This is a genomic window from Rhodopila sp., from assembly GCF_965277165.1.
GTDB lineage: Bacteria > Pseudomonadota > Alphaproteobacteria > Acetobacterales > Acetobacteraceae > Rhodopila.
The window spans coordinates 1,783,447-1,807,920 of the sequence record NZ_CBDICE010000005.1 but is presented as its reverse complement, the minus strand read 5'-3'; the positions used below and the strand labels follow the sequence as shown (position 1 = coordinate 1,807,920).

The following is a 24,474-nucleotide window of genomic DNA, read 5'->3' as shown; positions in this document are numbered from 1 at the left end:
GCTGGCCGGCGAGCGCAAGTCGGACGAACCAAGGCCGGACGAACCAAGGCCCAGCGAACCCAGGCCGGACCCGGCGTGCTACGTGGCACCGCCCCCGATCGCCTCCTCGACCTCGCCCAACCGGTCCTTGCCGAAGAAGATCTGCCCGCCCACGAAGAACGTCGGCGAACCGAAGGTCCCCCGCTCGAAAGACCGTTGCGTGTTCGCCAGCAGCTCGTCCTTGACCTCCTGCGCCTGCGCCAGGCTCAGCAGCCGTTCGGCGTCCAGCCCCGACGCCGCCAGCGCCGCCCGCAGCACCGCCGGATCATCCAGCTTCTTCGGGTCCGACCACATGTGCCGATACGCCTCGTCGACATAGCGTTCGAACACCCCCAGCCGCCTGGCCGCGACAGCGGCGCGCATCAGCACCAGCGTATTGACCGGAAAGAACGGGTTGGCCCGGAACGAGGTGATCGCGTGACGCTCGATGAACCGCTCGGTCTCCAACTTCTGGTAGTCCGGCTTGTTCTTGATCCCCGCCATGCTTTCGGCCGGTGACCGATTGCCGGTCAGCTTGAAAATCCCGCCCAAAAGCACCGGCACATAGTCGAACCGAACGCCGGTTCGCCGCTCGATGCCGGGGATCACCAGGTGGCTCAGATACGCGTTCGGGCTGCCGAAATCGAAATGGAACTCGACCTTGCTCATCACTTTGCCCCGCCCCTGCCAAACCCCGCCCCTGCCAAGCCCTGCCCCTGCCAAGCCCTGCCCCTGCCAACCCAAACCGCGCTCACGGCGCCACCCTGATCTCCACCAACGCCTGCCGCCGAACCGAGGTCACCTGCTCGATCGCCGCCGCCAGCACCCCCGGCAGCTCCGCCGCACTCTCCACCTTCGCCGTCCACGCCCGGCTCGCCGCCGCCACCTGAGTAAAATCGGGCGCCGGATCCAGCGAGACCAGGGGCATGCGATTGACCCGCGACGCATAGCCGTCCGGATAGGTGCCCAGCACCGACTTTCGCACCGCGCCCCATTCGTGGTTGTTCAAAACCAGCATCAGCACCGGCAGATCCAGCGCCTCGGCAATCTGATGGCACGCCACCGGGTTGGCGAACATATAGGATCCGTCCCCCATCGTGGCGACGATGATCCGCCCGGGCTGCGCCAGTTGCATGCCCAAAGCGCACGGCGCCGACCACCCCAGCCCGCCGGAATGAGGCTCCTGATACCAGCTTCCCGCCGTCCGCAGCGTCATCGGCTCCATCGGGCACCCCAGTTCGGAAAGCACCGTCGCATCGCGGCCCTCGATAGCCCGCGACAGGCACAGGCTGACCCAGGCCTTGGTCATCAGCTCTCCCTCCCGCCCGCGTTCCGCTGCCAGTCGAGCCGCCACTCGGATCTGTTCGGCGCTGCCCGCCACCCGCGCCCGCCGCGCATCCACCGCATCGGACCGCCCCGGCGAACCCATCGCCGCCCGCAGCCCCAAAATGACCTCGTCCAATTCCCCCGCCAGCGATAGATCAGCCGGAAAATGCCGCACCGGAAATCGGCTGTACAAAGGGTCCGGACCGGCCTGGATCACCCTGCACCCCGGCGCCAGCCGATTGACCTCGGGCGACCACGGCGCCAGGCAGTCCAGCACCAGCACCACATCCGCCTCGCCCAGCCAAGGTTCGGGTTCGCTGCCCACCGCCATCGGATGATCGGTCGCCAGCGCGATCTCGGTCACCCAGTACTGCACCACCGGAATCCCCCAACACTCGACCAGTGAGGCCAGCGCCGCGAACCCCTCGGGCGAACCCGCCCCGCGCTGCGACACGATCACCGGACGCTTCGCCCCCGCCAGCCACTCCGCCGCCTGCCGCAGCGCCGCCGCCAACGGTGCAAACCCCACCGCCGCTGCTCGAGGCGGCTGGCCCAGCGCATCGGAAGGGCACGGCCCGCACAGCACCTCCCGGGGCAGGCTGACATACACCGGCCCGCGGGGTGTCGAACTGGCGATCGCATACGCCCGGTCCACCACCTCCGGCGCCTGTTCAGGAAATCGCAGCTCGTAATCCCACTTCGTCGCCTCGCGCACCAGCGCCGCTTGGTCGCGCATCTCCTGGCCCCAGCCGATCGGCACCGTCCTGGCCCCCAGCCGCCCCTGCTCCAGCGTCGGCGTCCGCCCCGAGAACAGCAGCACCGGCACCCGTTCGGTCGCCATGTTGATCGCCCCGATCGCGCAATTCGCCAGCCCGACATTGGTGTGCGCCATCACCGCCTGAGCCCGCCCGGTCGCCAGGTAATAACCATGCGCCATGCCCATCGCCGCGTGCTCGTGCGGGATCACCACCGCCCGAGGCAGCGCGATGTCGGCCGCCGCCGCCTCCGCCAGCCCCTCGATGATCGGCGGAAAATCGGTGCCCGAGTTGGCGAAGATGTAGTCCACCCCGACCGCCTTCAGCCGCGCCAGCAAGGCGCCTCCGGCCGTGATGGCGGCTCGATCCGCGCGCGCTTCGGACATCGCTGGCTCCTGTCGAATGAGGACCCGCGGACCCTACCGCAGGAACCCCCAGCGCTCTACTGCTAGCGCCCTACTGCAGGAACCCCCAACGCTCCACCGCCGGCTCCGCCGACGCCCATTTCCACCCCGACGCCTGCTTGCAGATATCGGCGGTGAACCAGGCCCGCTTCAATTTGACGCCGCTGCCCCGGTCAACCGAGAACACCACCTCCCGGCACGCCGCCAGCTTCGTGTCGATCGCCCGCACCACACGCAGCCCGCCGTGTTCGTCGCCGATCGGAATATCGTGCTCGATCGTCCACGCCGCCTCGGTCCCCACCGGCAACTCGCCGGCGATCTGGGCAATCGCGTCCTGTTCCGCGCCCTGCCGAACCCGTCCGTAATAGCGCACCACGTAGTTGGCGCCGGCATCGACCGCCACGCCGACCAGGAACCCGACCGCCGGGTTGCCGGTGGCGCCCCCCGCCGCGCCGCCAGCCACCACCGCCGCGATCTTGCCGGTTGAGGTGCAGCCCGCCAGCAACACCGCCACCGCCAACACCGCCGCCAACACCGGCAGCCTCACTGCAGCGGACCCCAACGCGCAGTCGCCGGTTCCGCCGACGCCCACTTCCACGTCTGCCCATCCAGGCACACCGTCGCGGTATAGAACGCCCGGTTCACCACCTTCTGCTTCACCGTATCGACCGAGAACACGATCTCCTTGCAGTTGAAGTCGTCCGCGCCCAGCAGCCGGGTGACCACCAGGTCGCCGTGCTCGTCATCTTCGATCGGGATGCTGTGACGGACGCTCCAGTGCCCGATCGTCCCCGGCGTCAGCGCCCCCGCCGCGCTGGCGATGCGGTCCTGCTCCACGGTGTGGACGTCACGCTCCAGATATTGCAGCCCGGCATTGGCACCGGCCGCCACGCCCAGGCCAATCCCGGTGGCAGCGGCAGGACTCTTGTTCACCGCGTTGGCGATGCCCGCCCCGGCGATACCCGCGACATCGGAGGTGGTCGCGGTCAGCACCGACCCACAAGCCGACAACGCGCCCAAGCAGGCCATCAGCACGACAATACGAAGCAGCATCATCGCCGGTCGTATCGACCCGCCCCGTGACCGGTCAACCGGAACATCGCGGTGCCGGCGCCGTCACGTCATCTCTATCATCCTTGTCAGTCGTATCGACCCGCAGTCACGTGAACAACTCGGCGCCGACGGCCAGCGATCGGTCGAGCCCGGACGCCACAATGACAGAACGGGAGCGGCCCGATCCGAGGCACCTCGGCGGGAGCTTTTGCGCATCGAGTGTTGTTAGGGATTTGCACGGAGTCAGCACGAGGGCCACGAAGTGCCACGGAGTTTTCCAGCAGCCGAGGCCGCGCCAGCGTGGCTAAAAATGTTGCGCCGCCGCCGCCAAATGGTTTCGCATCGCACGCGGCATGATTGTGTGGCAACCACACCGCCCGCAGCCATCGCCGAGCGCATTCTACGTCAAACAGTTTTTCCACAGTATACAGTTTTTCCACAGTATAAGGTATTTCCGGTATTGGGTCGGTTTGGAAACTGACCCACCACCAGTGTAACCGCATCGCGGATTGACCACGTCCGCCATGCTGACCGCATCGACCGATACGATACCCCTCCGTGACCACCGTGCCCTCGTTCTTCCTTCGTGTTAAAGCCTAACGCCCCGCTCCCCCTTACCGATGTCGCACAGGCCCAGACACCGTTTTGCCTCGCTCGACCGCCGCCCGCCCCCTCATGCTACCTCCTCGACGCCCCTCCGACCCCATGCCTCACTTCATTCCGGTAATGGAACTCACCATCGCCCTGGCATCGCGCCCGGGCCAGCGCCCGGCATCGACCTGGACAATGAAGTCGCCCACCAGCCGGTTGAACTGGTCAGGGTCCTCCAGGTTGATGGTATGGCCGCAGTTCGGCATCACCGACAACGCCGCCATGGGAATCGTCTGCTTCATCAGAACCGCCGGCTGCAGACACGGCCAGTCCTCGTCCCCAGTCAGGATCAGCACTGGCACCCTCAGTCCCGCCATCTGTTCGGTCAGGTCGTAAAGCGAAGGCCGCTCCCGCTGCACCCCCAACTGCGTATTGCGGGCCCCCACCGCCGAGTGCTCCGCCAACTGCCGCTTGAACTCCTCGAAACCCCGAGGGTCCTTGTTCTCGAACTGCACCCGGGTCGGCCCGTAGGCATATTTCGCCGCAAACGCCTCGATGCCGTTCTGGTCCAGAAACGCGGCGACGGCGTCAACCTCCGAACGGAACTTCTCCCGCTGACCCGCCTCCGCGCCATAGCCGCACCCCGCGACGCACAGCGACAGCGCTCGGCCCGGATGCCGCAGCCCGAAATGCAGCGTGGCGAACCCGCCCATGGACAGCCCCACCACATGCGCCTTGTCGATCCGCAGATGATCCAGTACTGATACGATATCGTCCGCCGCCCGCGCCTGCGAATACTTTGCCACATCCTCCGGCACGTCCGACGGCGGATAGCCCCGCGCGGCATAGCTGATCGCCCGATAGCGCTGGCCGAAATGGCGCATCTGCGCTTCCCAGGCACGATGGTCGCCGGCGAACTCATGCACGAAGATCACCGGCACCCCGGATCCGCATTCTTCGTAATGCAGCCGGACACCATCATCGGTGGAGGCGATAGGCATCGTTGAATCTCCTCAGGTCGAACCGCCGATGCTACGCCATCGCCGGCGGCTGACCAGACCCGCCCACCCCCACCCCCGAACTAAACCCGGTACACCGCCCGAACGGTCGCCGCATCGATCCGCTGCTCCGCCAGATCGCGCGCCACCAGCTCCGGGTCACGCTGTTCGGGGCGCCCATAGCCACCCGACCCGGCGGTCACCACCTCGATCAGATCACCTCGCCGCAGCATCCCCGACCCATGATCCAGCGGCGCCGACGCCGTCACCGAAGCCATCCCCCCCGCCAATCCCCCGCCCAACCCCCACGGCGCCGACAGTATCCGCGCGCCATCCACCCGCACATGACAATCGTGGTCCGCCCGATACACCCGCCGGATCCCCATCCCGCCGCGGAACCGCCCCGCCCCGCCCGAACCGTCCACCAGCTCATAGCGCATCAACGTCAGCGGATATTCCAGCTCCAGCGCCTCCACCGGCAGGTTGGAGGTATTGGTCATATGCACATGCACCCCATCCAGACCGTCCTTGTCGAACCGCGCCCCCGACCCGCCGCCGATGGTTTCCAGATACACCCACAGCGCCCCATCCGCCGGCTGATGACCCGCGAACGTAATGGAAAAACACGCGCCATTCGCCGCCGCCGTCACCTTCTCGGGAACCGCCGGCGCCAGCGCACCAAAAATCAGATCGACCACCCGCTGGCACAGCGACAGCCGCCCGTTCACCGCCGCCGGATGCACGCAGTTCACGATCGTCCCAGCCGGGGCCGTCACCGTCAAAGCCCGAGCCAGCCCCGCGTTCGGCAGGATGGAGGGATCGACGATCGCCTTCACCGCGTAATACACCGTCGACAACAGCGCCGTCATCGTCATGTTCAGCCCGGCCCGCACCTGGGCGGGCGCCTCGAAGTGCAGCGCCATCGCATCGCCGCTGACCCGGATCTCGCACGACAAATCCAGCTCGCCGTCCACTTCCGGGCAATCGTAACGATCTCCGAACCGATATACCCCGTCGGCGATCGTCGCGATCCCCGCCCGCATCTTGCGTTCGGCATAATCCTGCAGCGCCGCCCCAGCTTGCAGCACGGTGTCGCGCCCATATTTGGCGCACAGCCCGGTCAGCCGCCGCACCCCCAGCCGGTTGGCTGCCATCTGCGCGCGGAAGTCGGACAACCGCTCCCGCGGCACCTGGCAGTTCAGCAAAATCAGCGCCTGCACATCCTCTTGCAGCACCCCGGCGCGATACAGCCGTATAGGCGGAATGCGCAGCCCCTCCTGATAGATGTGAGCGTGCCCACGATCGGCGAAATCGGCATGGTGAGCCAGGTTCACCGCCCACGCGATCATCGCGCCATCGACGAACACCGGCTCCGCCAGCACGATATCGGGCAAGTGCGTGCCGCCGCCCTCATAGGCGTCGTTGCCGCAGAACACGTCCCCCGGTCGCATCTCGGCCACCGGATGGCGCCGCATGATATGCGGAATCAGCTCCAAAAAACTGCCCAGATGCATCGGAATGTGCTCGGCCTGGCACAGCGTCTTGCCCTCCACGTCGAACAGCGCCGTCGAGCAGTCCCGCCGCTCCTTGATGTTGGTGGAATACGAAGCCCGGATCAGCGCCTCACCCATCTCCTCGACGATGGAAGACAGCGCGCTGCCGATCACCTCGATGGTGATGGGATCGATCATGCCACCTCCAAATCAGATTCAGATACGGCTCGACCCGCGCGGTCATCCCCGGCAGCACCACCGTCGTCGCATCCATCTGCTCCACCACGGCAGGGCCGGCGAAGCGGTTACCGGCCCGCAGCCGCGCGCGGTCGTAGATCGGACAATCCACCGCCCCGCCCGCCTCCGGCAGCCAAACCGAGCGCCGCCCGATCACCGCACTACCTGCCTCCGGCCCGGCGTCGTCCCGCGCGACAAACCTGGCCTTCGGCACCACCGCCGATGCCTCCAGGCGAAACGTCACCAGTTGCACCGGCTCATCCTCGGCGGCAAAGCCATAGGCCCGCCGATGCGCCGCCGCGAACGTCGCCGCCAGATCGTCCGCCCCCCCACTGACCGGGATCGGCAATTCATAGTTCTGCCCGGCATAGCGCATGTCCACCGTAGGCACGATCCGCCTCGCCTCGGCGCCGATCCCCTCGGCGTCGAACCACGCCTCGGCCCTGCCCGTCAGCACGCCGAACGCATCCGCCAGCGCCGCCGCCGCCGCATCCAGCGGGGTCAGCCGGGTCATCGCGAAGTCGCAGCGCAAATCGGTCAGCAGCAGCCCCATCGCGCACAGCACCCCGGGCGAGACCGGCACCAGCACGCGCCCGATCTCCAACTCCCGCGCCAGCCTGGCGGCGTGCAGCGGCCCCGCGCCGCCGAACGCGATCAGCGCGTAGTCCCTTGGGTCATAGCCGCGCTGCACCGAGATCACCCGGATCGCTCGGGCCATGTTGGCCGTCACTACAGAAACGATCCCTTGCGCCGTCGGCATCGCCTCCAGCCCCAGCCGTTCCGCCAGCCCGGCGATCGAGGCCAGCGCCAGGTCGTGCCGCACCGCCATCCGCCCACCCAGCAGAAACCCCGGATTCAGCGTCCCCAGTACCACGTTTGCATCGGTCACAGTCGGCGCCGTCGCACCAAGATCGTAACAAACCGGCCCCGGATCGGCTCCGGCACTGGCCGGCCCCACCTTCAGCAATCCGCCGCTGTCGATAAACGCGATCGAACCGCCGCCGGCACCCACGGTATGGATATCCAGCATCGGCGCCTTGATCGGATAGCCATGCACCACCGCCTCGCTGGCCAGCCGGCACGCCCCGCCCGAAAGCAGCGCCACATCGGTGCTGGTCCCCCCCATGTCGAACGTGATCAGGTCGGAAAATCCCGCCTGCTGCCCGACCTCGGCCGCGCCCACCACGCCGGTGGACGGTCCCGACAGCACCGTGCGCACCGGCAACCGGGCCGCCTGCTCGAAACTGATCACCCCGCCGTTGGACTGCGTCAGGTGCGGCGTCGCGACCACGCCCAGCCGGGCCAACCGGTCGCCCAGCTTTTGTATATACGATTGCATCACCGGCCCGAGATAGCCGTTGACCACCGCGGTGGACATCCGCTCGAACTCGCGGAACTCCGGCGCCACCGCGTGCGAGACCGAGGCGAACGCGTCAGGAAATTCCTCCGCCAGTATCCGCGCCGCGATCGCCTCGTGCGCCTCGGCCACGAAGCCATACAGAAAGCACACCGCCACGGCGGCGACACCCTCGTCGCGCAGCCGCCGCACCGCCGCCCGCACCGCCGCCTGGTCCAACGCCACCTCGACGCGGCCGTCGTGGCGCACGCGTTCGGCCACCTCCAGCCGCAGGTCGCGGCTGACCAGCGTGGGCGGCTTGTCCACATGAATGTCATACAGGTCCGGCCGCTTCTGCCGCCCGATCTCCAGCAGGTCGCGGAACCCGTCGGTGGTGATCAGCCCGGTCCTGGCGCCGCGATGCTGGATCAGCGCATTGGTCGCCACCGTGGTGCCGTGGCCGAAATAGCCGACCGAGGCGGCATCGGTACCGGCCCGCTCGATCGCATCGGCCACGCCACCCGCAATCCCCCGCGACGGATCGTCCGGCGTCGAGGCCACCTTCCAGACCAGTACGGTCCCACTCTGGTCATCGAACAAGCAGACATCGGTGAACGTCCCGCCGGAATCGACCCCGATACGCCAAGCCATGCAGCCCCCGTAGCCAGTACAGACCGCGATCGTGCCACGGGGCGGCCGCCGGTGTCATGGCCGCTGCCGCAATTCCCCCCAGGAGCAATGGTTGCCCCGATTTGCGGCTCGCTCCAAGCCGCCCGGACCGGCACCTGTGACCATCAGCGGGCGCCCCGATCGCCGGCAAACGCCCTGATGGCGTCCATCGCGGCACTGTCGGGCCAAGGGCAACGATCACGGCGCGGCCACGGGGAGTGCGCGCGGATCCGGAATTGCAATTTTGCAGCAAACACCCCACATCTTGCAAAACAGGAACCCGCACATGCCGCTTACCCAGCAAAAAACCCGCGTCGCTCCACCTCGGGTCGACCCCATCGCCGCGCTCCGCGGCTGCTTCCACATCATGGACGCCTGGGGTGCCACCGCCGACGAAACCCGCATCATCCTCGGTGCCCCGGCGGAGCGCACCTACTACGCATGGCGTGCCGGCAACGCCGTGCGGGTCCCGCCCGACACGCTGCGCCGGATCGGCTACGTCGCCGGCATCTACAAAGCCCTGCAAATCCTCTACTCCGATCCGCATCTGGCGGATGGCTGGGTCAAGCGGCCGAACGGCGCGTTCGGCGGGCAGACGCCGTTGCAACGCATGTGCGCCAGCGACGTCACGGACCTGGCCGCCGTGCGGGATTATCTCGATGCAGCCCGGGCACCCTGGAGCTGACCTTTGTCGACACGCCGGATCGACTGGCCGAAGGCGTGGCGGATCATTGCCTCGCGCTATCCACCCATCAACCTGTTCGAGCGCCTCACCCCGGACCCCGCGATTTGGGAGGCACTGCTCGTCCTCGAACAACTCACCAACCCGAGGGTTCGCGACGAGGTCGGGGAAATTGCCTTGGTGCCGCCGGAACAACGCGTGTCCGGTCCCGGCGCCAGCTACGTCATGGCCGCGTTCACCCATATCAACCGCATTCGGTCACGCTTCAGCGACGCCACCTTCGGCGTATACTACGCCGCGGCAGAACTTGAGACCGCCATCGCCGAGACCGTCTTTCACTTCGAGATGTATGCTCGTGACAGCAACGACCCGCCACGCATGGAGGATATGCGCGTGCTGGTGGGAGCGGTGGCGGAACAGTTCGAGGATGTGGCAGCCCTTCCTGAACCCCAGCGCTCGCGGCTGCTCGATCCCGAGCACTACGCCGCTGCCCAGGCTTTTGCCCGATCACTCCGCGACACCGGGTCGATGGGCGTGGTTTACCCCAGTGTGCGCCGCACCGGTGGTACGTGTGTTGGCGCCTTTCGGCCCCGTGCCGTCAGCATTCCCCACCAGGAACGACACCTCAAATACCACTGGAACGGCGATCGGATTGCCCGCTACTTCGACTACTCCAGGGACACATGGATCGATTTATAGGTGTTTCCCGCGATCGCCCAGTCAGCCACCAAACGCAACAAAACCACCGCTAACCCCGCGTACTCATCAGCCTGGCCTTGTCCCGCTTCCAATCCCGATCCTTGATTGCCTCGCGCTTGTCCTGCTTCTGCCGCCCCACCCCAACACCCAGCAATACCTTCGCCCGCCCCTGGTCATTGAAATGGATCTGCAACGGAACCAGCGTCGCGCCCTGCTTCGAAACCGCCCCCAGCAGCTGCACGATCTGCTTCTTCTTAAGTAACAACTTGCGCGGCGCCCGAGGCTCGAAACGCGACAGCACCCCACCCTGGTATTCCGGGATATAGGCGCTGAACAGCCACATCTCGCCCTCCCGCTCGCCCGCCCAGGCCTCGGTCAGCGTCGCCCGCCCCAGCCGCAGCGACTTCACCTCCGGCCCCTTCAGCACGAGCCCGGCCTCCACCGTATCCTTGATGGTATAGTCGTACCTGGCCTTGCGGTTCTGCGCCGCCACCCCGTGCGAGATCAGCCCCTTCTTCCTGGCTTCAGCCATCAGGAGACCTCAGCACCCGACCCCTCAGTTCAACAACCCCGCCTCGGTCATCGCCGCCGCAACCCGCGCCCGGGTGGCCTCGCTGATCGGCGCCAGCGGCAGCCGGCAGCGCTCCGACGTCTTGCCCAGCAATGAAGCGGCATACTTCACCGGCGCCGGGCTGGTCTCGGCGAACAGCGCGTCGTGCAGCGCCAGCAGCCGGTTCTGCACCGCCATCGCCCGCGCGACCTTTCCCTCGGCCCAGGCCGCCTGCATCTCCCCGCACAGCCGAGGCGCCACGTTCGCGGTCACGCTGATGCAGCCCACCCCGCCCGCGGCGTTGAACGCCAGCGCGGTGTGATCTTCCCCCGACAATTGGCAAAAATCCTCGCCACACGCCCGCCGCGTGTGCAGCGGTCGCTTCAGGTCGGCGGTCGCGTCCTTCACGCCGACGATGTTGTGCAGCTGGGCCAGCCGCCCCATCGTCTCCACGCTCATGTCCACCACCGACCGAGGCGGAATGTTATAGATGATGATCGGCAGCTCCACCGCCTCGGCGATGGCGCGGAAATGCAGGTACATCCCCTCCTGCGTCGGCTTGTTGTAGTAGGGCGTCACCACCAGCGCCGCATCCGCCCCGGCCTCCTTGGCGTGCCGGGTCAGCGCGATCGCCTCTTCCGTGCTGTTCGACCCGGCCCCGGCGATCACCGGCACCCGCCCGTGCGCCACCTCGATCGCGATCTCCACCACCCGGCGGTGCTCCTGGTGCGACAGCGTCGGACTTTCGCCGGTGGTGCCCACCGGGATCAGGCCCTGGGTACCCTCCTTGATCTGCCAGTCCACCAGCGCCGCATAGGCCTTCTCATCGACCGACCCGTCATCCCGCATCGGCGTGATCAGCGCGACCAGCGATCCCTTGAACATATCCCTCTCCCACCACGGATAAGGCCGCGGAAACTAGGCGCGTGATTGATGCGCCGCAAGGCCGGCCTTGCTAGAAGGCGGCCATGCGCCACGCGATTCGCCTCGTCCTCGTCCTGCTCGCGGCCTGGCCGGCGGCCGAAGCCGGTGCCCAACCACCGAACCCGCCGATGGCCAACCCACTGGCCGCGGTCCGCGCCGACCGCTGGACCGACGCCCAGGCCGACGCCGCCCAATTCGCCGACCCGGTGGCCGAAAAGCTCATCCTCTACCTCCGCCTGCGCGCCCCCGGAGCCGCCACCCCCTCCGAAATCGCCGACTTCATCGCCCAAAACCCGGACTGGCCCGACCAGGCCACGCTGCAACGCCGCCGCCAGGAAGCCCTCGCAGCCGACCCCGACGACGCCGCCGTTCTCTCCCAGTGCACCCCGCCCCCAAGCCTCGCCGCCGCCCTGCTGCGCTGCGCCCGAGCCACCGCCAACACCGGGCGCACCGCCGAGGCCGACGCCCTGGCCCGCCGCGCCTGGATCCGCGCCATCGACACCGTCCCCGCCGAGGCCGACTTCCTCGCCCGCTGGCCCGGCATCGCCACCGCAGACGACCAATGGGCCCGCTTCCAACGCCTCGCTTGGCTCGCCGACCCCGCCGCCGCCGCCCGCCAGATCACCCGCCTCGGTGCCGCCCACCACGCCGCCGCCGAGGCCCGCCTCGCCGCCAAGCGCGACGACCCGGTCACCGAGGCTCTGGTTGCCGCCCTTCCCCCTGACCAGCGCGACGACCCCGGCCTGACGCTGGACCGCGCCCGCGCGCTGCGCCACGCCAACCACGACGCCCAAGCTGCCGCCCTGCTGATCCACACCCAGGATATCGGCCACCCCGGCGCGTTCTGGGCCGAACGCAACCTGCTCGCCCGCAAGCTGCTGCACGACGCCGACCCCGCCACCGCCTATGCCGTCGCGGCCACCGGTCGCGCCACTGACGCCGCCGCCGGCCGCGCCACTGACGCCGCCGCCGCGCACCGCCCGACCGGGGACGAAACCCACGCCGAGGCCGAGTTCCTCGCCGGCTTCATCGCCCTGCGCGGCCTGCACGACCCAGCCCAGGCCGAACCCCACTTCCGCGCCCTCGCCAATGCCCGCGCCATCATCACTCAGGCCCGGGCACACTACTGGCTGGCGCGATCCGCCGCCGCCGCCGGGCGCGACCCTAAGCCCGAGTTCACCGCCGCCGCCGCCTTCCCCACCACCTTCTACGGCCAGCTCGCCACCCTCGCGCTCGGCCAGCAACCGGCCGCCCGCATCGCCCGGCTCAGCGACCCGACCTGGACCCGCGACACCGCGCTCGCCTTCACCGAACACGAGGTGCTGCGCGCCGCCGCCTGGCTGATCGCCTGGGGCGACCCAAGCCGCGCCCGCGCCTTCCTGGTGCGCATGGACCAACTCGCCCCGATCCCGGCCGAACGCACCCTCACCGCGGTGTTCGCGCTGCAAACCGGATTGCCCGACGCAGCGGTGTTCGTCGCCCGCCGCATGGGCCACGACGGAGTGGCGCTGCCCCACGCCGGCTGGCCGATGCCCTATGACGTGCCCAGCCCCCCCGACCCGGCGTTCTCCCTGGGCATCATGCGCCAGGAAAGCAGCTTCGACATCGCAGCGCTCAGCCCGTCCGGCGCGCGCGGCCTGATGCAGTTGATGCCGCCCACCGCGGCCGAGGTCGCCAGGCAACTCGGCATCGGCGTTTCCACGGCCAGCCTCACCCTCGACCCAAGCGATAACATCCGGCTCGGTACCGCCTATCTCGGGGACATGCTGACCCGCTTCGACAACTGCCTGCCGCTCGCCGCCGCCGCCTATAATGCCGGCCCCCGCCGCGTCGCCGAGTGGCTCGACCAGAACGGCGACCCACGCACCGGCCCGATCGATATGGTCGACTGGATCGAGTTGATCCCCGTCGGCCAGACCCGCAACTACGTCCAGCGAGTGATCGAAAACGTGGTGATGTATCGCGCCGCCCGCCACGACCCGACCTCGATCCTGGCCGCCACGCCTTGGACACGCTGATCCACCACATCAGCGCCTGGGACCGCCTGCCGCTACAGGTCCGCCAATGGCACGTCGCCCCAGACGCCGAACCGGAGGTCGGCCCAGGCGCCCAACCGGACGGCGGCCCAGTCCCCCAGTCAAACCCCGGCCTGGACACCCGCCCGAACGCCCAACCGAACGCCGGCTCGGGCGCGCATCGGCCAGCCGGTCGCCACCACCCGCCGCCACCGATCCTCTGCCTGCCCGGCCTGGTCCGCACCGGCGCCGACTTCGAAACCCTCGCCGCCGAGATCGGCCACGACCGCCGCGTCGTCACCCTCGACTACCCCGGCCGCGGCGACTCCGGCCGCTCACGCGATGTCAACCGCTACGCCCCCGAGGCCTGCCTGCGCGACGTCATGGACGTCTGCGCCGCGCTGCACGTCCACCGCGCGGTGATCATCGGCACCAGCTTCGGCGGCCTGCTCGCCATGGGCCTCGCCGCCGCTCGTCCCGCCCTGGTCCACGCCGTGGTGCTGAACGATATCGGCCCCGACATCGCCGGCGACGGCGCCGACTTCGTGCGCGACTTCGTCGGCCACGACCCCGCTTTGCCCAGCCTCGAGGCCGGCGCCGCCCTGCTGCGCGCCAGCCTGCCGCCGATGTCGCTGCACACCGACGCCGCCTGGCGCCGCATGGCCGAGCTCACTTATCGGGCCGGCCCCGACGGCCTATGGCACCCCAACTGGGACACCGCCATCGCCCAATTGCTGAACCGGCCGCCGCCAGACCTGTGGCCGATATTCGGCGCGCTGGCGCATCTTCCCGTGCTGCTCGTGCGCGGCGCCGTCAGCAACATCCTGCTGCCCGGCACCGTCAGCCGCATGCAGGCCGTCCATCCCGACATGGAGGTCGTCTCGCTACCCGGCATCGGCCACGCCCCGATCCTGACCGAACCCCCCGCCCTCGCCGCCATCCAGAATTTTCTGGCGCGCAATCCATGAACATCCGCAAGACCGGGAACATCTTCAAGACCGGGAACACCCGCAAAACCGGGAACATCCGCAAAACCGACCCCAACCCGTCCGGCAACCGGTGACCACCAAAAGCCCATGACCAGCGCCAACCCCACCGCCAACTCCACCGGCAACCCCACGGGCAACCCCGACGGCAACTTATGACCCGGCGCACGAAACTCGCCCGCTTCATCGCCGCCGGCTTCGGCACCGGCCATGCCCCCCTCGCCGCCGGCACCGTCGCATCCGCCGCCGCCGTCATCACCGGCGCGGCCTTCCTGCTGGTCTCGCCCTGGCTGCTGGCCATCGCCGCGGCGTCAGCCACCATCGGCGGCGCCCTTGCCATCCGCAAAGCCGCCATCGAGGGCGATCCCGGCTGGGTCGTGGTCGACGAATTCGCCGGCCAGTGGATCACCCTGCTCGCTTTGGCTCGGCCCACCCTCCCCGGCCTGCTCGCCGCCTTCGTGCTGTTCCGCCTGTTCGACATCACCAAGCTTGGCCCGGTCGGCTGGGCCGATCGCCGCCACGGCGCCTTCGCCATCATGGCCGACGACGTCATCGCCGGCCTGATCGCCGCCGCGCTGCTGATCGCTGTGCGACTGTTACGCCCAGAATGGTTGATGTGACAAAACCAAGACGTATCATCCCGATGACCGCGCAAATAGTGCCGCTGCGCGCATTTAACACTTGCGATTTATCCACCCCGCGATGTGATATTCTGAAACCTCCGGAACGCCCCAGTGCCCTTGGAGCATATGCCGACGGCGCCCATCCTGCCCGCGGGTGTCCTGCCCGCGCCCGCCCCGCCCGCACCCGTGCTGCCCGCGGCAGAGCGCCGTCAGCTCGGCCAGGCCCTGCGCAAGATCGTGCCACGCAGCGCGCACGCCCACTGGAAACCCCCCGCCACCCGCCGCGACCCGATCGACCTGCTGATCGAATCCGGCCGCCACCGCATCGCCAGCCTGCTGCCGATCCGCTACGACCGCATGCGAGCCTCACCGTTCGGCTTCTTCCGCGGCGCCGCCGCGATCTTGAACGCCGACCTCGCCGACACCCCGACCACCGGCCTCTGGGTGCAGGCCTGCGGCGACTGCCACCTGGCCAATTTCGGCACCTTCGCCTCGCCCGAGGGCACCCCGGTGTTCGACGTCAACGATTTCGACGAAACCCTGCCGGCGCCGTTCGAGTGGGACCTCAAGCGCCTCGCCGCCAGCTTCGCGGTCAGCGCCCAGACCCGCAACCTCGGCGACCGCGCCGCCCGACACCTCGCCGCCGCCGCGGCGCAGGCCTACCGCCGCCACATGCAGCAGCTGGTCCGCCTCGCCCCGCTCGACGCCTGGCGCTCGCGCGTCGATGTCACTGACGTGATCGGTGGCATCGCTGAGGCGAAACTGCGCGACCGCGAACTCAAGCGGCTGCACGCCGCGGTCGAGGCCGGTCACGCCGGCTACCCCAAGCTGATCGAAAAATCCAACCGCCAATGGCGCATCAAGGACAAGCCGCCGCTGATCGTCCCGCTGTCCGGCCAGCGCGACGACACCCATGAAATCGTCGCCCGCACCGCCTTCGATTCCTACAAGCTGTCGCTGCCCGAGGAACGCCGCATCCTGCTCGACCGCTACGACCTGGCCGATGTCGCCTTCAAGGTGGTCGGCGTCGGCAGCGTCGGCACGTTCTGCGCCATCGGCCTGTTCGTCACCCGCGACGACCACACCCTGCTGCTGCAACTGAAAGAGGCCCAGACCTCGGCACTGGCGCCGTACGCCGGACCCAGCGTCTATCGCAACCAGGGCCAGCGCGTCGTGGTCGGACAGCGCATCATGCAGACCTTGCCCGACATCTTCCTGGGCTGGACCGAGGATCACGGCGACGACCAGCAATGCTACATCCGCCGGTTGAAGGACAGCCGCCTGGCGCTGATCGGTGAGGACCTCGCCGAGGGCGCGCTGTCGTTCCACGCCACGCTGTGCGGCGTCACCCTGGCCCGCGCCCACGCCCGCTCCGGCGACGCCGCCCGCATCGCCGGCTACATCGGCACCAGCGCCGCCTTCGAATCCGCCATCGCCGGCTTTGCCATGGCCTACGCCGCGCAAACCCAGGCCGACTGGCGGCTGTTCCTGGAAGCGATCAAGGCCGGCCAGATCGACGCCAGCCTAGTCTGACACCCAACGGCTCGACCGTCATCGCACCAGAAAAACTCAAGCCCGAACAGCCGTATTGCCAGCAATCACGGCGCCATGCCGCCCAACCAGCGTTTCAACGAGATCACCATTCCAAATGGCGTCACGTACGAAACTCTCGAGCCCGCCCACATGCCCACCTGGGCGAATCCGAGCGCCTTCGAGTCCAAGGCTTTCGGTAAAGCATGGCAACGGAGCAGGCGCTCTTTGCTGTTGATCGTGCCAAGTTTCATTGTAAGTATGGAACGTAACTTTCTGATCAATCCGCATCATCCAGAGTTCCCCCGACTTCAGTCGAGTCTACACCGGCCATGCTGGTGGGACACGCTACTCTTCCCGTAGCCTGGACTGCCGCATGATCGCGGCTTCGGCGGAACGTTCAAGCCGCGTGAATCATGCAACAAAACAAAGAGCAGCTTCAAACCCCACCGCGAATGCCCTACCATCGCCGCATACAGGAAAGACGCGCTCAATGGATAACGCTCCGCCCCCCCGCGACCGCCTGGTCGCAACCGACCAGCGCCACCTGATCCACTCGCTGCACCACGCCGCCGACCACGCCAACCCAAAACTCTACGTCAGTGGCCAGGGCGCCATGCTGCGCACCGCCGATGGCCGCGAATACATCGACGGCCTGTCCTCGCTGTGGAACGTCAACATCGGCCACGGCCGCCACGAACTCGCCGCCGCCGCCGCCGCCCAGATGCAGACCCTGGCCTACGCCTCGGCCTACGCCGGCTTCACCAACGAACCGGCGATCCGGCTCGCCGAACGCATCGTCGGCCTGGCCTACGACAACATGGCCGCGGTCTACTTCACCACCGCCGGCGCCGAGGCCAACGAGTCCGCCTTCAAGTTCGCCCGCTACCACTGGAAGCGCCTGGGCCAGCCCAACAAGGTCAAGATCATCTCCCGCCGCTACGGCTATCACGGCGTCACCCTGGCGGCGATGAGCGCCACCAGCCTGCCCAACTACCACAAGATGTTCGGCCCCCTGGTGCCCGAGTTCCTCCAGGTCGCGCCGCCCTACCCCTACCGCTGGGCAGGCAACGACGACCCCGGCATCGGCGCCGCCGACGCGGTCGAACAAGCCATCCTGGCCGAAGGCGCCGACACCGTCGCCGCCATCATCGCCGAACCGGTGATCGGTTCGGGCGGCGTCATCGTCCCCCCGCCAACCTACTTCCCCCGCCTGCGCGAGATCTGCGACCGCCACCACGTGCTGCTGATCGCCGACGAGGTCATCACCGGGTTCGGCCGCACCGGAGCCTGGTTCGGCCTCGGCCACTGGAACACCAAGCCCGACCTGATGTCGTTCGCCAAGGGCGTCACCTCCGGCTACCTGCCACTCGGCGGCGTGGTCATCTCGCGCCACATGCAGGATGTCATGCTCGACGCCCCGGCGGACGAGAAATTCATGCACGCCGCGACCTATTCCGGCCACCCGGTGTGCTGCGCCGTCGGCCTCGCCAACATCGACATCATCGACCGCGAGGGCATGGTCGAACGCGCCCAAGTCCAGGGCGACCGGTTCCGTGCCAACCTGCAAACCCTGCGAACCCTGCCCACTGTCGGTGAGGTGCGCGGCATCGGCATGCTCGCCGCTGTCGAACTGGTCACCGACAAGGCCGCCAAGACCCCGGCCAAGGGGATCGGCGCCCGCATCGTCGCCGAGGCCGCCAACCGCGGCCTGATCCTGCGCCTGCGCGCCGCCGCCGACGGCCCGCCCCCCAGCGGCGACACGCTGTGCCTCGCCCCGCCACTGCCGACACCGGAGGCAACCCTGGACCGCATCGTGCAGATCATCGCCGATGCGATCCAAGCCGTGACCTAGACTCGCTGGAGCAGGATCGAAATAAAGGGAACGTCCACGGCCTGACTGGCGAGCCGGTCAGGCCGATGGTCTCAGCACCGAAAGCGTGTCCTCCGGTTCCGGCCGGCGCGTGTAGTCAGGGTCCGCCTCGATCCCAAGCACCGCGCCGCCTGTCGCCAGCACAATGCGGGCAGGGACCGGCAGACGCCAGCTGTCGTCGCCGTCAAATTTCGGCAAATCGATCCCGAATCCGACATAAAGCTTGATAAGGTCGTCGGGAAGCCGCATGGCAATGCCGTACGCTTCGGCGACTTTGTTGCCGACGTCGAACAGCAAGTCGAAATTCAGCTTCATCTGCTTGCGCATCTCCAGCGAGATTGCCGGCAGCTGCGGCGAAATCACCACCAGTTCGGCGCCAAGAGCGTGGATATCCGGAACTACTGCGTTCAGAGCTGACAGCTCATGTCGGCAGTACGGTCACCATCGACCCCGAAAGAACGAGATTACCAACGGCCCGCGCGCCACCAATGAAGCTGAGGACACGTCGACACCGTCCTGGTTGGCGAGTGTGAACGCCGGGCCGGGCTGGCCAGGCTTCGGCATACCCACCTGAAAGCCCGACGCGCGCTGCTCCGCGGTGACGCGATGCATGATCTTCAGGGCATCGGGCGGTATCCGACCCGGCTTGCCGCCAGCGCCTTCAGCCACGGCGCGGGTGCTATCGAGTGACTCCTTGAGCGAGGCCATCAGCGCTCCTTTTCCACTGCGCCAAAGCTAAGTGATCCAGTCACGGCGTGCAAACCGAGAACCAATGTCGCAAGGGATCGCACGAGCCCAGGACACGCGACACCAACCCCCGGCGGTTCGCCTCCCGGCGCCAGCACGGTCGAAAAATCCTTGTGTGGCACGATGAGACCAACGGTCAGGCATTTACACCCCCAAGCGAAGAGGACATAGCCGCCTGATGGACAATGAAGTATCCGAAAAAGTCACCTGGCGGCCGATCTCAACCCGGGTTTTCGTGCAGGCCGAGCACGGCCTCTATGTCGCGCTGGCGTTCCTGCTTTGCGCCACCAGCGTCGTGGTGATCATCGGCACCGCGGTCACCTTGTGGAGCGGCCTCGGCGACGTGACCGCGACCAACACCGTGTTTGTCGTAATCGACCACTTGCTGGTCGTGCTGATGCTGGTCGAGATCCTGCACACCGTTCTGGTCTCGGTCCGCTCCGGCGCGCTGACCTGCGAGCCGTTCCTGATTGTCGGCCTGATCGCCTCGATCCGGCGGATTCTCGTTATCACCCTGGAGACCTCGCAAACCACCCAGCAGGGCCCGATGTCGCACGAGAAGGAACTGGTGTTCCAAACCTCGATGATCGAGCTTGGCGTGCTCGCCGTGCTGATCCTTGTGATGGTGACCTCGATCTACATGCTGCGCCGCGTCGATCCGGTCTCAACCGAACACGGCTCCGACGACACCTCGATCAAGACCTGACCCCATCCCAGCACGGCCGCAACGGTTGGCTTGGACCGCGTTTCCGCCTATCTCCCGCACGCGAGGTGTCCGATGTCGAAAACCAGGTCCCTGCCGGCCGCAACCGCCGGCCCGCCGCCCGGCCACGAGCTCTACCAGCAGGATGAGCACGCCTGGATCGCGGAGCAGATTGCAGCCTTGACCGACGGCCAACTGAACCGCCTCGACCGAACCAATCTGATCGAATACCTGACCGAGATGACCATTCGCGACCGGCGGGAACTGCGATCCCGGCTCGTTTGTCCTGCTGCTTCAGCTGGCGAAGCTTCAGGTCCAGCCGGAACGGCTGACGCGCAGTTGGATCGGCACCATCCTCGACCAGCAGAGCGAAATTCGCTCGCTGATCGACAGCATTCCCAGCCTGGGACGGCAAGCCGAAACCATCGCCGCGGACGCCTGGCCCGACGCGATCCGGCGCGCCGCCCGCGAAACCAAGCTGCCGGCCCAGCGCTGTCCCCCAACATCGGCGTGGACCCTCGACGCCGCGCTTGGCTTCGATCCCCCCGACCCCGCCCCCAGAGGCAAGCGCCCGCAATGATCCAGGCGTGACCCAGCGCGCCATCCGGCTCGCCGCCCTGGCGCTCGGCCTGCTGGCCGTCGCCGCGCACGCCGCGTCGCCGCCACCCACCGAATCCACCACCGGCCTCGTCGTCTCCGCCCAGCGGCTGGCCGCCGAGGCCGGCACCGACATCCTGCGCCAAGGCGGCAACGCCATCGATGCCGCCGTCGCCGTGGGCTACGCCGAGGCGGTGGTCAACCCGTGCTGTGGCAATATCGGCGGCGGCGGCTTCCTGACCGCCCACCTGCCCGATGGCCGCCCACCTGGACACGACCCAGCGGGACACGACCCAGCGGGACACGACCCAAAGGGACACGACCCAAAGGGACAAAACCCACACGGCCGCGACATCTTCCTGGACTTCCGCGAAACCGCCCCCGCCGCCGCCTCGCGCAACATGTACCTCGACGCCGACGGCAATCCGATCCCCGGCGCCAGCCTGCGCGGCTGGAAAGCCGCCGGCGTGCCCGGTTCGGTGCTGGGCCTGAATACCGCGCTGGTGAAATACGGCACCATGCCCCGCGCCGCTGTCATGGCCCCGGCAATCCGCCTGGCCCGCCAGGGCTTCATCCTGACCACCGCCGACGCCGACATCCTGGCCCGAGGCGCGCCGCTGCTGCGCCGCAACAAAATCGCCGCCCACATCTTCCTGCGCCCCGACGGGTCCCCGCTGCGGGCCGGCGACCGGCTGCGCCAGCCCGACCTCGCGGCAACCCTGCAGGCCATCGCTGACCACGGTCCCGACGCCTTCTACAAAGGCAACATCCCGCGCCAGGTCGAGGCCGCCTCGCGCGCCGGCGGCGGCATCCTCACCGCCGCCGATTTCGCCGCCTATCGGGTTGCCGAATCCGCGCCGCTCGCCTGCACCTATCGCGGCTACGTCGTCGAGACCGCGCCACCGCCGGGCGGTGGGGCGACGGTCTGCCAGATCCTCAACATCCTGCAGTTCTATGACCTCGGCGAACTCGGTTTCCACTCCGCCGAGGCCGTGCACGTCATGGCCGAGGCGTTCCGCCTGGCGTTCTTCGACCGCAACACCTACCTGGGCGACCCGGACTTCGTGCACGCCCCGCTGCACCGCCTGCTGTCCACCGACTACGCCGCCCGGTTGCGTGGCATGATCGGCGACCGAGCGACGCCGTCGGCCAGCCTGGGACCGGCTGTCGCGGCGCCCGGCGAGGCGCAGGAAACCACGCATTTCTCGGTGCTCGACAAGTCGGGCGGCGCGGTCTCGGTCACCTATACGCTGAATGGCGGCTTCGGTGCCGGCGTGATCGCCGGCAACACCGGTTTCCTGCTCAATGACGAGATGGACGATTTCACCATCAAGCCCGGCGTCGCCAACCAGTTCGGCCTGGTGCAGGGCGAGGCCAACGCCATCGCCGCCGGCAAGCGCCCGTTGTCCTCGATGGCGCCGACCATCGTGCTGCGCAACGGCCGGGTCCAGATGGTGCTGGGCTCACCCGGCGGCCCGCGCATCATCACCGCCGTCGTGCAGACCATCCTGAACGTGATCGACTACCGGATGAATGCGCAGGAGGCGGTGGACGCGCCTCGGCTGCACCAGCAATGGCTGCCCGACCTGCTCTATGCCGAACGCTTCGCGCTGTCGCCCGACACCAGGGCGCTGCTGCTCCAGATGGGCTATCGGATCCGCCGCCAGCAACCCTCCGGCGCCGTCGAACTGATCGCCTCGGGCGCCTTCACCCCGGAAGCATCGATGGCCGGAGAAGCGATGGCCATGCAATCGACCGGGGCGAAACCGACCGGGCCGAAACCGACCGGGGCGAAACCGATGGCGCCGGCTGCCGACGCCGTCGCCAGCCATCCGCCGCCGCCCCGCGTGTTCTTCGGCGCCAACGACTCCCGCCGTCCCGCCGGGGTTGCTCTGGCCCCCTGACCGTCCGGCCAGCATCGCCCGAGCCCCCCCGGCCGGCCGGGGGCCTGCCCGTTGTCATACCCTGGCATCGCCCGCCCGCGAGGCGTCGCCCAAGCTGCGCCACGCCCAGAACCAACCCGCCAACCGCCGACTTTCCTGTTGTGTTCTTTTGCAACTTAAGGTAGAATAAAAAGAACATATCATAAATATTGCCCTCGGAATCTCACCACCCAACGCCAAAAAGGTCCCGCCGCATGTCCCACCCACAACCAAACCGAGATGCCACCAAGGCGCTGTTCATCACCGCCCTCGGCTGCCTGCTGCCGTTTCACGCCCCCGGCTTCAACGGCGACAGGACCCTCGCCCTGAACGCGATCGGCGAGCTGATCCAGGCCTGCCGCCCCGCCGCCCCCGAGGAATACGACCTCGCCGGCCGCTCGCTCGGATACGCCGCCGCCGCGATGGACAGCCTGAGATTGTCGATGCAGCCGAATCTGACCGACTCGCTGATCCTGCAATACCGCCGCAATGCCATCGCCCTCGGCCGCTCCGCCGATCAGTGCCGCAAGACGCTGGAAGTGATCCGAAGCAAACGCCAGAAGCAGACCGCCCAAGCCTCCGGCCAACTCCAAGCCTCCGGCCAAGTCCAAGCCTCCACCCAGGTCCCTGCTTCCGCCCAAGCCCCTGCCACCGCCTCCGCCCCGGCTTTCGCGACCGCGCCGAGGCCCGCGCCAGACGCTCCGCCACGCCCCGCCGCGCCGCCACACCCCGCCGCGCCACCACGTCAGGCGCCACCGACCCAGCCGCACCCGCCGGCGAGCACCGCCTCGGCGCCAGTCCAGGCGGCGGCCGCTAACCCCACCCCCGCGGCCAAAACCCCGACCCAATTCCGAAGCCAGCCCGAACCCGGATTACCGGACCCGTCCGGCCGGCCAGCGAAATCATCGATCACCGCGCAGGCAGCTTCGGCGGCGCCATCAGCGGCGGATCCGTGCCCGGGCCGGCGATCCGCCGTGCCGCCATCGCCATACCCGAACTCAGCCGTCATCGGCGACCCGGAATTGACCACCGATATCGCGGTGATGATGCATAATGCCCAGGCAATGCTCGCCGACCTGCAGGCCCTGGGCGAGGACGCCGCACCCGCGACACTTCAGGCAGCGATCGCACGACATGCCATGCTGCAAGCTAAGACCGCCCACGCCAGCAACGGCGCCATACCCCGCGCCGGCAACGGCGCCATACCCCGCGCCGGTAACGGCGCCATGCCCCGCGCCGGTAACGGCGCCATGCCCCACGCCGGCAACGGCGCCATGCCCCACGCCGGCAACGCGTAGAACGAGGCCGAGCCGGACCTCGGAAACTCCAATCGCCTGGCAAATCAACTGACCCCGGCGCCCCCCGGCCGCCGAACCGGCCCGGAAGTGCGTCGCATTATTCGATCACCCCCCACCGCGCCCGATGAGGCCGACCCCCCCGCCCGCCCGCCACCGCCGAAATCTCACGCCAACCAACCGTCCCACGGACAGGGTGTGGTCCAGCGGTCCGCCTTCGTGTTTCCGTGTCTTTGTGTTGATAACGCACCGACAACCCGGCGAACGGCGACAACAATCCCGCGCGATCGACCCCACCCCCGGCAGGCGCCAACCATCCGCCATTCACCGCTCGCACCATAAATCCAACGCAAAGTCGGCCAGCCGGCTGTGCCCGCGCCACCCTCCTCCACCTACCGGTTTGCACCGCCCCCGACAGCCCTGCCATGATCCCCCAAGGCCGCCAGGA

At 68.2% G+C, this 24,474-nt stretch carries 22 protein-coding genes and 2 pseudogenes; 13 read left to right on the top strand and 11 right to left on the bottom strand.

The window, feature by feature from the left end:
• Positions 1-78 precede the first annotated feature (78 nt).
• The 7 genes from ACQY4Y_RS09050 to ACQY4Y_RS09020 all read right to left on the bottom strand — a co-directional run bounded on the left by ACQY4Y_RS09050 (position 79) and on the right by ACQY4Y_RS09020 (position 8,862).
• Entirely contained in the window at positions 79-687 is a 609-nt protein-coding gene (locus ACQY4Y_RS09050; protein WP_428490216.1) for a 2-hydroxychromene-2-carboxylate isomerase, read from the bottom strand.
• Between the two features lie 82 nt (positions 688-769).
• A complete protein-coding gene (locus ACQY4Y_RS09045) occupies positions 770-2,485 on the bottom strand; it encodes a thiamine pyrophosphate-requiring protein (RefSeq protein ID WP_428490215.1) in 1,716 nt (571 codons plus the stop codon).
• Between the two features lie 70 nt (positions 2,486-2,555).
• Positions 2,556-3,050, bottom strand: a complete 495-nt coding sequence (locus tag ACQY4Y_RS09040) for a hypothetical protein (RefSeq protein ID WP_428490214.1) — start codon at positions 3,048-3,050, stop codon at positions 2,556-2,558.
• Positions 3,047-3,556: a hypothetical protein gene (locus ACQY4Y_RS09035; protein WP_428490213.1), complete on the bottom strand. Its 510-nt coding sequence runs from the start codon at positions 3,554-3,556 to the stop codon at positions 3,047-3,049. Before ACQY4Y_RS09035 ends, ACQY4Y_RS09040 begins: the two co-directional genes overlap by 4 nt.
• 710 nt (positions 3,557-4,266) lie before the next feature.
• The gene (locus ACQY4Y_RS09030) at positions 4,267-5,148 is read right to left on the bottom strand and encodes an alpha/beta fold hydrolase (protein ID WP_428490212.1); all 882 of its coding nucleotides are present in this window, start codon (positions 5,146-5,148) and stop codon (positions 4,267-4,269) included.
• An 80-nt stretch (positions 5,149-5,228) separates the two neighbouring features.
• Entirely contained in the window at positions 5,229-6,836 is a 1,608-nt protein-coding gene (locus ACQY4Y_RS09025) for a hydantoinase B/oxoprolinase family protein (RefSeq protein ID WP_428490211.1), read from the bottom strand.
• Complete coding sequence (locus tag ACQY4Y_RS09020) at positions 6,769-8,862, bottom strand: hydantoinase/oxoprolinase family protein (RefSeq protein ID WP_428490210.1); 2,094 nt, start codon at positions 8,860-8,862, stop codon at positions 6,769-6,771. The genes ACQY4Y_RS09025 and ACQY4Y_RS09020 overlap by 68 nt, the downstream gene beginning before the upstream one ends.
• Before the next feature lie 304 nt (positions 8,863-9,166).
• Here ACQY4Y_RS09020 and ACQY4Y_RS09015 point away from each other — a divergent pair, with 304 nt between their 5' ends.
• Both ACQY4Y_RS09015 and ACQY4Y_RS09010 read left to right on the top strand, forming a co-directional pair.
• On the top strand, positions 9,167-9,565 hold the full coding sequence (locus ACQY4Y_RS09015) for an MbcA/ParS/Xre antitoxin family protein (RefSeq protein WP_428490209.1): 399 nt from the start codon (positions 9,167-9,169) through the stop codon (positions 9,563-9,565).
• 3 nt (positions 9,566-9,568) lie between these two features.
• Positions 9,569-10,261 (top strand): RES family NAD+ phosphorylase, encoded by a 693-nt coding sequence (locus ACQY4Y_RS09010; RefSeq protein WP_428490208.1) that lies wholly within the window; start codon positions 9,569-9,571, stop codon positions 10,259-10,261.
• Positions 10,262-10,310: 49 nt separating this feature from the next.
• On the opposite strand, the gene smpB is transcribed toward ACQY4Y_RS09010, so the two are convergent.
• On the bottom strand, positions 10,311-10,793 hold the full coding sequence (smpB, locus tag ACQY4Y_RS09005; protein WP_428490207.1) for an SsrA-binding protein SmpB: 483 nt from the start codon (positions 10,791-10,793) through the stop codon (positions 10,311-10,313).
• 24 nt (positions 10,794-10,817) lie between these two features.
• Entirely contained in the window at positions 10,818-11,696 is an 879-nt protein-coding gene (dapA, locus tag ACQY4Y_RS09000; protein ID WP_428490206.1) for a 4-hydroxy-tetrahydrodipicolinate synthase, read from the bottom strand.
• Positions 11,697-11,779: 83 nt separating this feature from the next.
• Between dapA and ACQY4Y_RS08995 the strand changes: the two genes are divergently transcribed.
• The 6 genes from ACQY4Y_RS08995 (at position 11,780) to ACQY4Y_RS08970 (ending at position 18,744) form a co-directional block, all read left to right on the top strand.
• Positions 11,780-13,753, top strand: a complete 1,974-nt coding sequence (locus tag ACQY4Y_RS08995; RefSeq protein ID WP_428490205.1) for a transglycosylase SLT domain-containing protein — start codon at positions 11,780-11,782, stop codon at positions 13,751-13,753.
• On the top strand, positions 13,741-14,718 hold the full coding sequence (locus tag ACQY4Y_RS08990) for an alpha/beta fold hydrolase (RefSeq protein WP_428490204.1): 978 nt from the start codon (positions 13,741-13,743) through the stop codon (positions 14,716-14,718). The genes ACQY4Y_RS08995 and ACQY4Y_RS08990 overlap by 13 nt, the downstream gene beginning before the upstream one ends.
• A 173-nt stretch (positions 14,719-14,891) precedes the next feature.
• On the top strand, positions 14,892-15,356 hold the full coding sequence (locus ACQY4Y_RS08985) for a phosphatidylglycerophosphatase A family protein (protein WP_428490203.1): 465 nt from the start codon (positions 14,892-14,894) through the stop codon (positions 15,354-15,356).
• 129 nt (positions 15,357-15,485) lie between these two features.
• Positions 15,486-16,892 (top strand): DUF2252 domain-containing protein, encoded by a 1,407-nt coding sequence (locus tag ACQY4Y_RS08980; protein WP_428490202.1) that lies wholly within the window; start codon positions 15,486-15,488, stop codon positions 16,890-16,892.
• Positions 16,893-16,967: 75 nt separating this feature from the next.
• Complete coding sequence (locus ACQY4Y_RS08975) at positions 16,968-17,252, top strand: RES family NAD+ phosphorylase (RefSeq protein ID WP_428490201.1); 285 nt, start codon at positions 16,968-16,970, stop codon at positions 17,250-17,252.
• A gap of 130 nt (positions 17,253-17,382) precedes the next feature.
• On the top strand, positions 17,383-18,744 hold the full coding sequence (locus tag ACQY4Y_RS08970) for an aspartate aminotransferase family protein (RefSeq protein ID WP_428490200.1): 1,362 nt from the start codon (positions 17,383-17,385) through the stop codon (positions 18,742-18,744).
• A 57-nt stretch (positions 18,745-18,801) separates the two neighbouring features.
• Here ACQY4Y_RS08970 and ACQY4Y_RS08965 read toward each other — a convergent pair.
• A pseudogene (locus ACQY4Y_RS08965) lies at positions 18,802-19,188 on the bottom strand (redoxin domain-containing protein); the annotation flags it as partial.
• Positions 19,189-19,200: 12 nt separating this feature from the next.
• The gene (locus tag ACQY4Y_RS08960) at positions 19,201-19,470 is read right to left on the bottom strand and encodes a hypothetical protein (RefSeq protein WP_428490199.1); all 270 of its coding nucleotides are present in this window, start codon (positions 19,468-19,470) and stop codon (positions 19,201-19,203) included.
• 217 nt (positions 19,471-19,687) lie between these two features.
• Here ACQY4Y_RS08960 and ACQY4Y_RS08955 point away from each other — a divergent pair, with 217 nt between their 5' ends.
• The 5 genes and pseudogenes from ACQY4Y_RS08955 to ACQY4Y_RS08935 all read left to right on the top strand — a co-directional run bounded on the left by ACQY4Y_RS08955 (position 19,688) and on the right by ACQY4Y_RS08935 (position 24,029).
• A complete protein-coding gene (locus ACQY4Y_RS08955) occupies positions 19,688-20,215 on the top strand; it encodes a phosphate-starvation-inducible PsiE family protein (RefSeq protein ID WP_428490198.1) in 528 nt (175 codons plus the stop codon).
• Between the two features lie 72 nt (positions 20,216-20,287).
• Positions 20,288-20,482: pseudogene (locus ACQY4Y_RS08950) on the top strand (DUF29 family protein); the annotation flags it as partial.
• Between the two features lie 16 nt (positions 20,483-20,498).
• Complete coding sequence (locus tag ACQY4Y_RS08945) at positions 20,499-20,792, top strand: DUF29 family protein (RefSeq protein WP_428490767.1); 294 nt, start codon at positions 20,499-20,501, stop codon at positions 20,790-20,792.
• Between the two features lie 7 nt (positions 20,793-20,799).
• Positions 20,800-22,713, top strand: coding sequence for a gamma-glutamyltransferase (gene ggt, locus ACQY4Y_RS08940; protein WP_428490197.1), 1,914 nt, complete (start codon positions 20,800-20,802; stop codon positions 22,711-22,713).
• 233 nt (positions 22,714-22,946) lie between these two features.
• Positions 22,947-24,029, top strand: a complete 1,083-nt coding sequence (locus ACQY4Y_RS08935) for a hypothetical protein (RefSeq protein WP_428490196.1) — start codon at positions 22,947-22,949, stop codon at positions 24,027-24,029.
• Positions 24,030-24,474 lie beyond the last annotated feature (445 nt).

Excerpts from the sequence above, each read along its gene's own strand:
- ACQY4Y_RS09035 (WP_428490213.1), bottom strand. The coding sequence starts at position 3,556 with ATGCTGCTTCGTATTGTCGTGCTGATGGCCTGCTTGGGCGCGTTGTCG.
- ACQY4Y_RS08935 (WP_428490196.1), top strand. The coding sequence starts at position 22,947 with ATGTCCCACCCACAACCAAACCGAGATGCCACCAAGGCGCTGTTCATC.
- ACQY4Y_RS09020 (WP_428490210.1), bottom strand. The coding sequence starts at position 8,862 with ATGGCTTGGCGTATCGGGGTCGATTCCGGCGGGACGTTCACCGATGTC.
- ACQY4Y_RS09050 (WP_428490216.1), bottom strand. The coding sequence starts at position 687 with ATGAGCAAGGTCGAGTTCCATTTCGATTTCGGCAGCCCGAACGCGTAT.
- ACQY4Y_RS08960 (WP_428490199.1), bottom strand. The coding sequence starts at position 19,470 with ATGGCCTCGCTCAAGGAGTCACTCGATAGCACCCGCGCCGTGGCTGAA.
- smpB (WP_428490207.1), bottom strand. The coding sequence starts at position 10,793 with ATGGCTGAAGCCAGGAAGAAGGGGCTGATCTCGCACGGGGTGGCGGCG.
- ACQY4Y_RS09025 (WP_428490211.1), bottom strand. The coding sequence starts at position 6,836 with ATGATCGATCCCATCACCATCGAGGTGATCGGCAGCGCGCTGTCTTCC.
- ACQY4Y_RS08970 (WP_428490200.1), top strand. The coding sequence starts at position 17,383 with ATGGATAACGCTCCGCCCCCCCGCGACCGCCTGGTCGCAACCGACCAG.
- ACQY4Y_RS08955 (WP_428490198.1), top strand. The coding sequence starts at position 19,688 with ATGGACAATGAAGTATCCGAAAAAGTCACCTGGCGGCCGATCTCAACC.
- ACQY4Y_RS09015 (WP_428490209.1), top strand. The coding sequence starts at position 9,167 with ATGCCGCTTACCCAGCAAAAAACCCGCGTCGCTCCACCTCGGGTCGAC.
- ACQY4Y_RS08995 (WP_428490205.1), top strand. The coding sequence starts at position 11,780 with ATGCGCCACGCGATTCGCCTCGTCCTCGTCCTGCTCGCGGCCTGGCCG.
- ACQY4Y_RS08985 (WP_428490203.1), top strand. The coding sequence starts at position 14,892 with ATGACCCGGCGCACGAAACTCGCCCGCTTCATCGCCGCCGGCTTCGGC.
- ACQY4Y_RS09045 (WP_428490215.1), bottom strand. The coding sequence starts at position 2,485 with ATGTCCGAAGCGCGCGCGGATCGAGCCGCCATCACGGCCGGAGGCGCC.
- ACQY4Y_RS09030 (WP_428490212.1), bottom strand. The coding sequence starts at position 5,148 with ATGCCTATCGCCTCCACCGATGATGGTGTCCGGCTGCATTACGAAGAA.
- dapA (WP_428490206.1), bottom strand. The coding sequence starts at position 11,696 with ATGTTCAAGGGATCGCTGGTCGCGCTGATCACGCCGATGCGGGATGAC.
- ACQY4Y_RS08975 (WP_428490201.1), top strand. The coding sequence starts at position 16,968 with ATGCCGCCCAACCAGCGTTTCAACGAGATCACCATTCCAAATGGCGTC.
- ACQY4Y_RS08980 (WP_428490202.1), top strand. The coding sequence starts at position 15,486 with ATGCCGACGGCGCCCATCCTGCCCGCGGGTGTCCTGCCCGCGCCCGCC.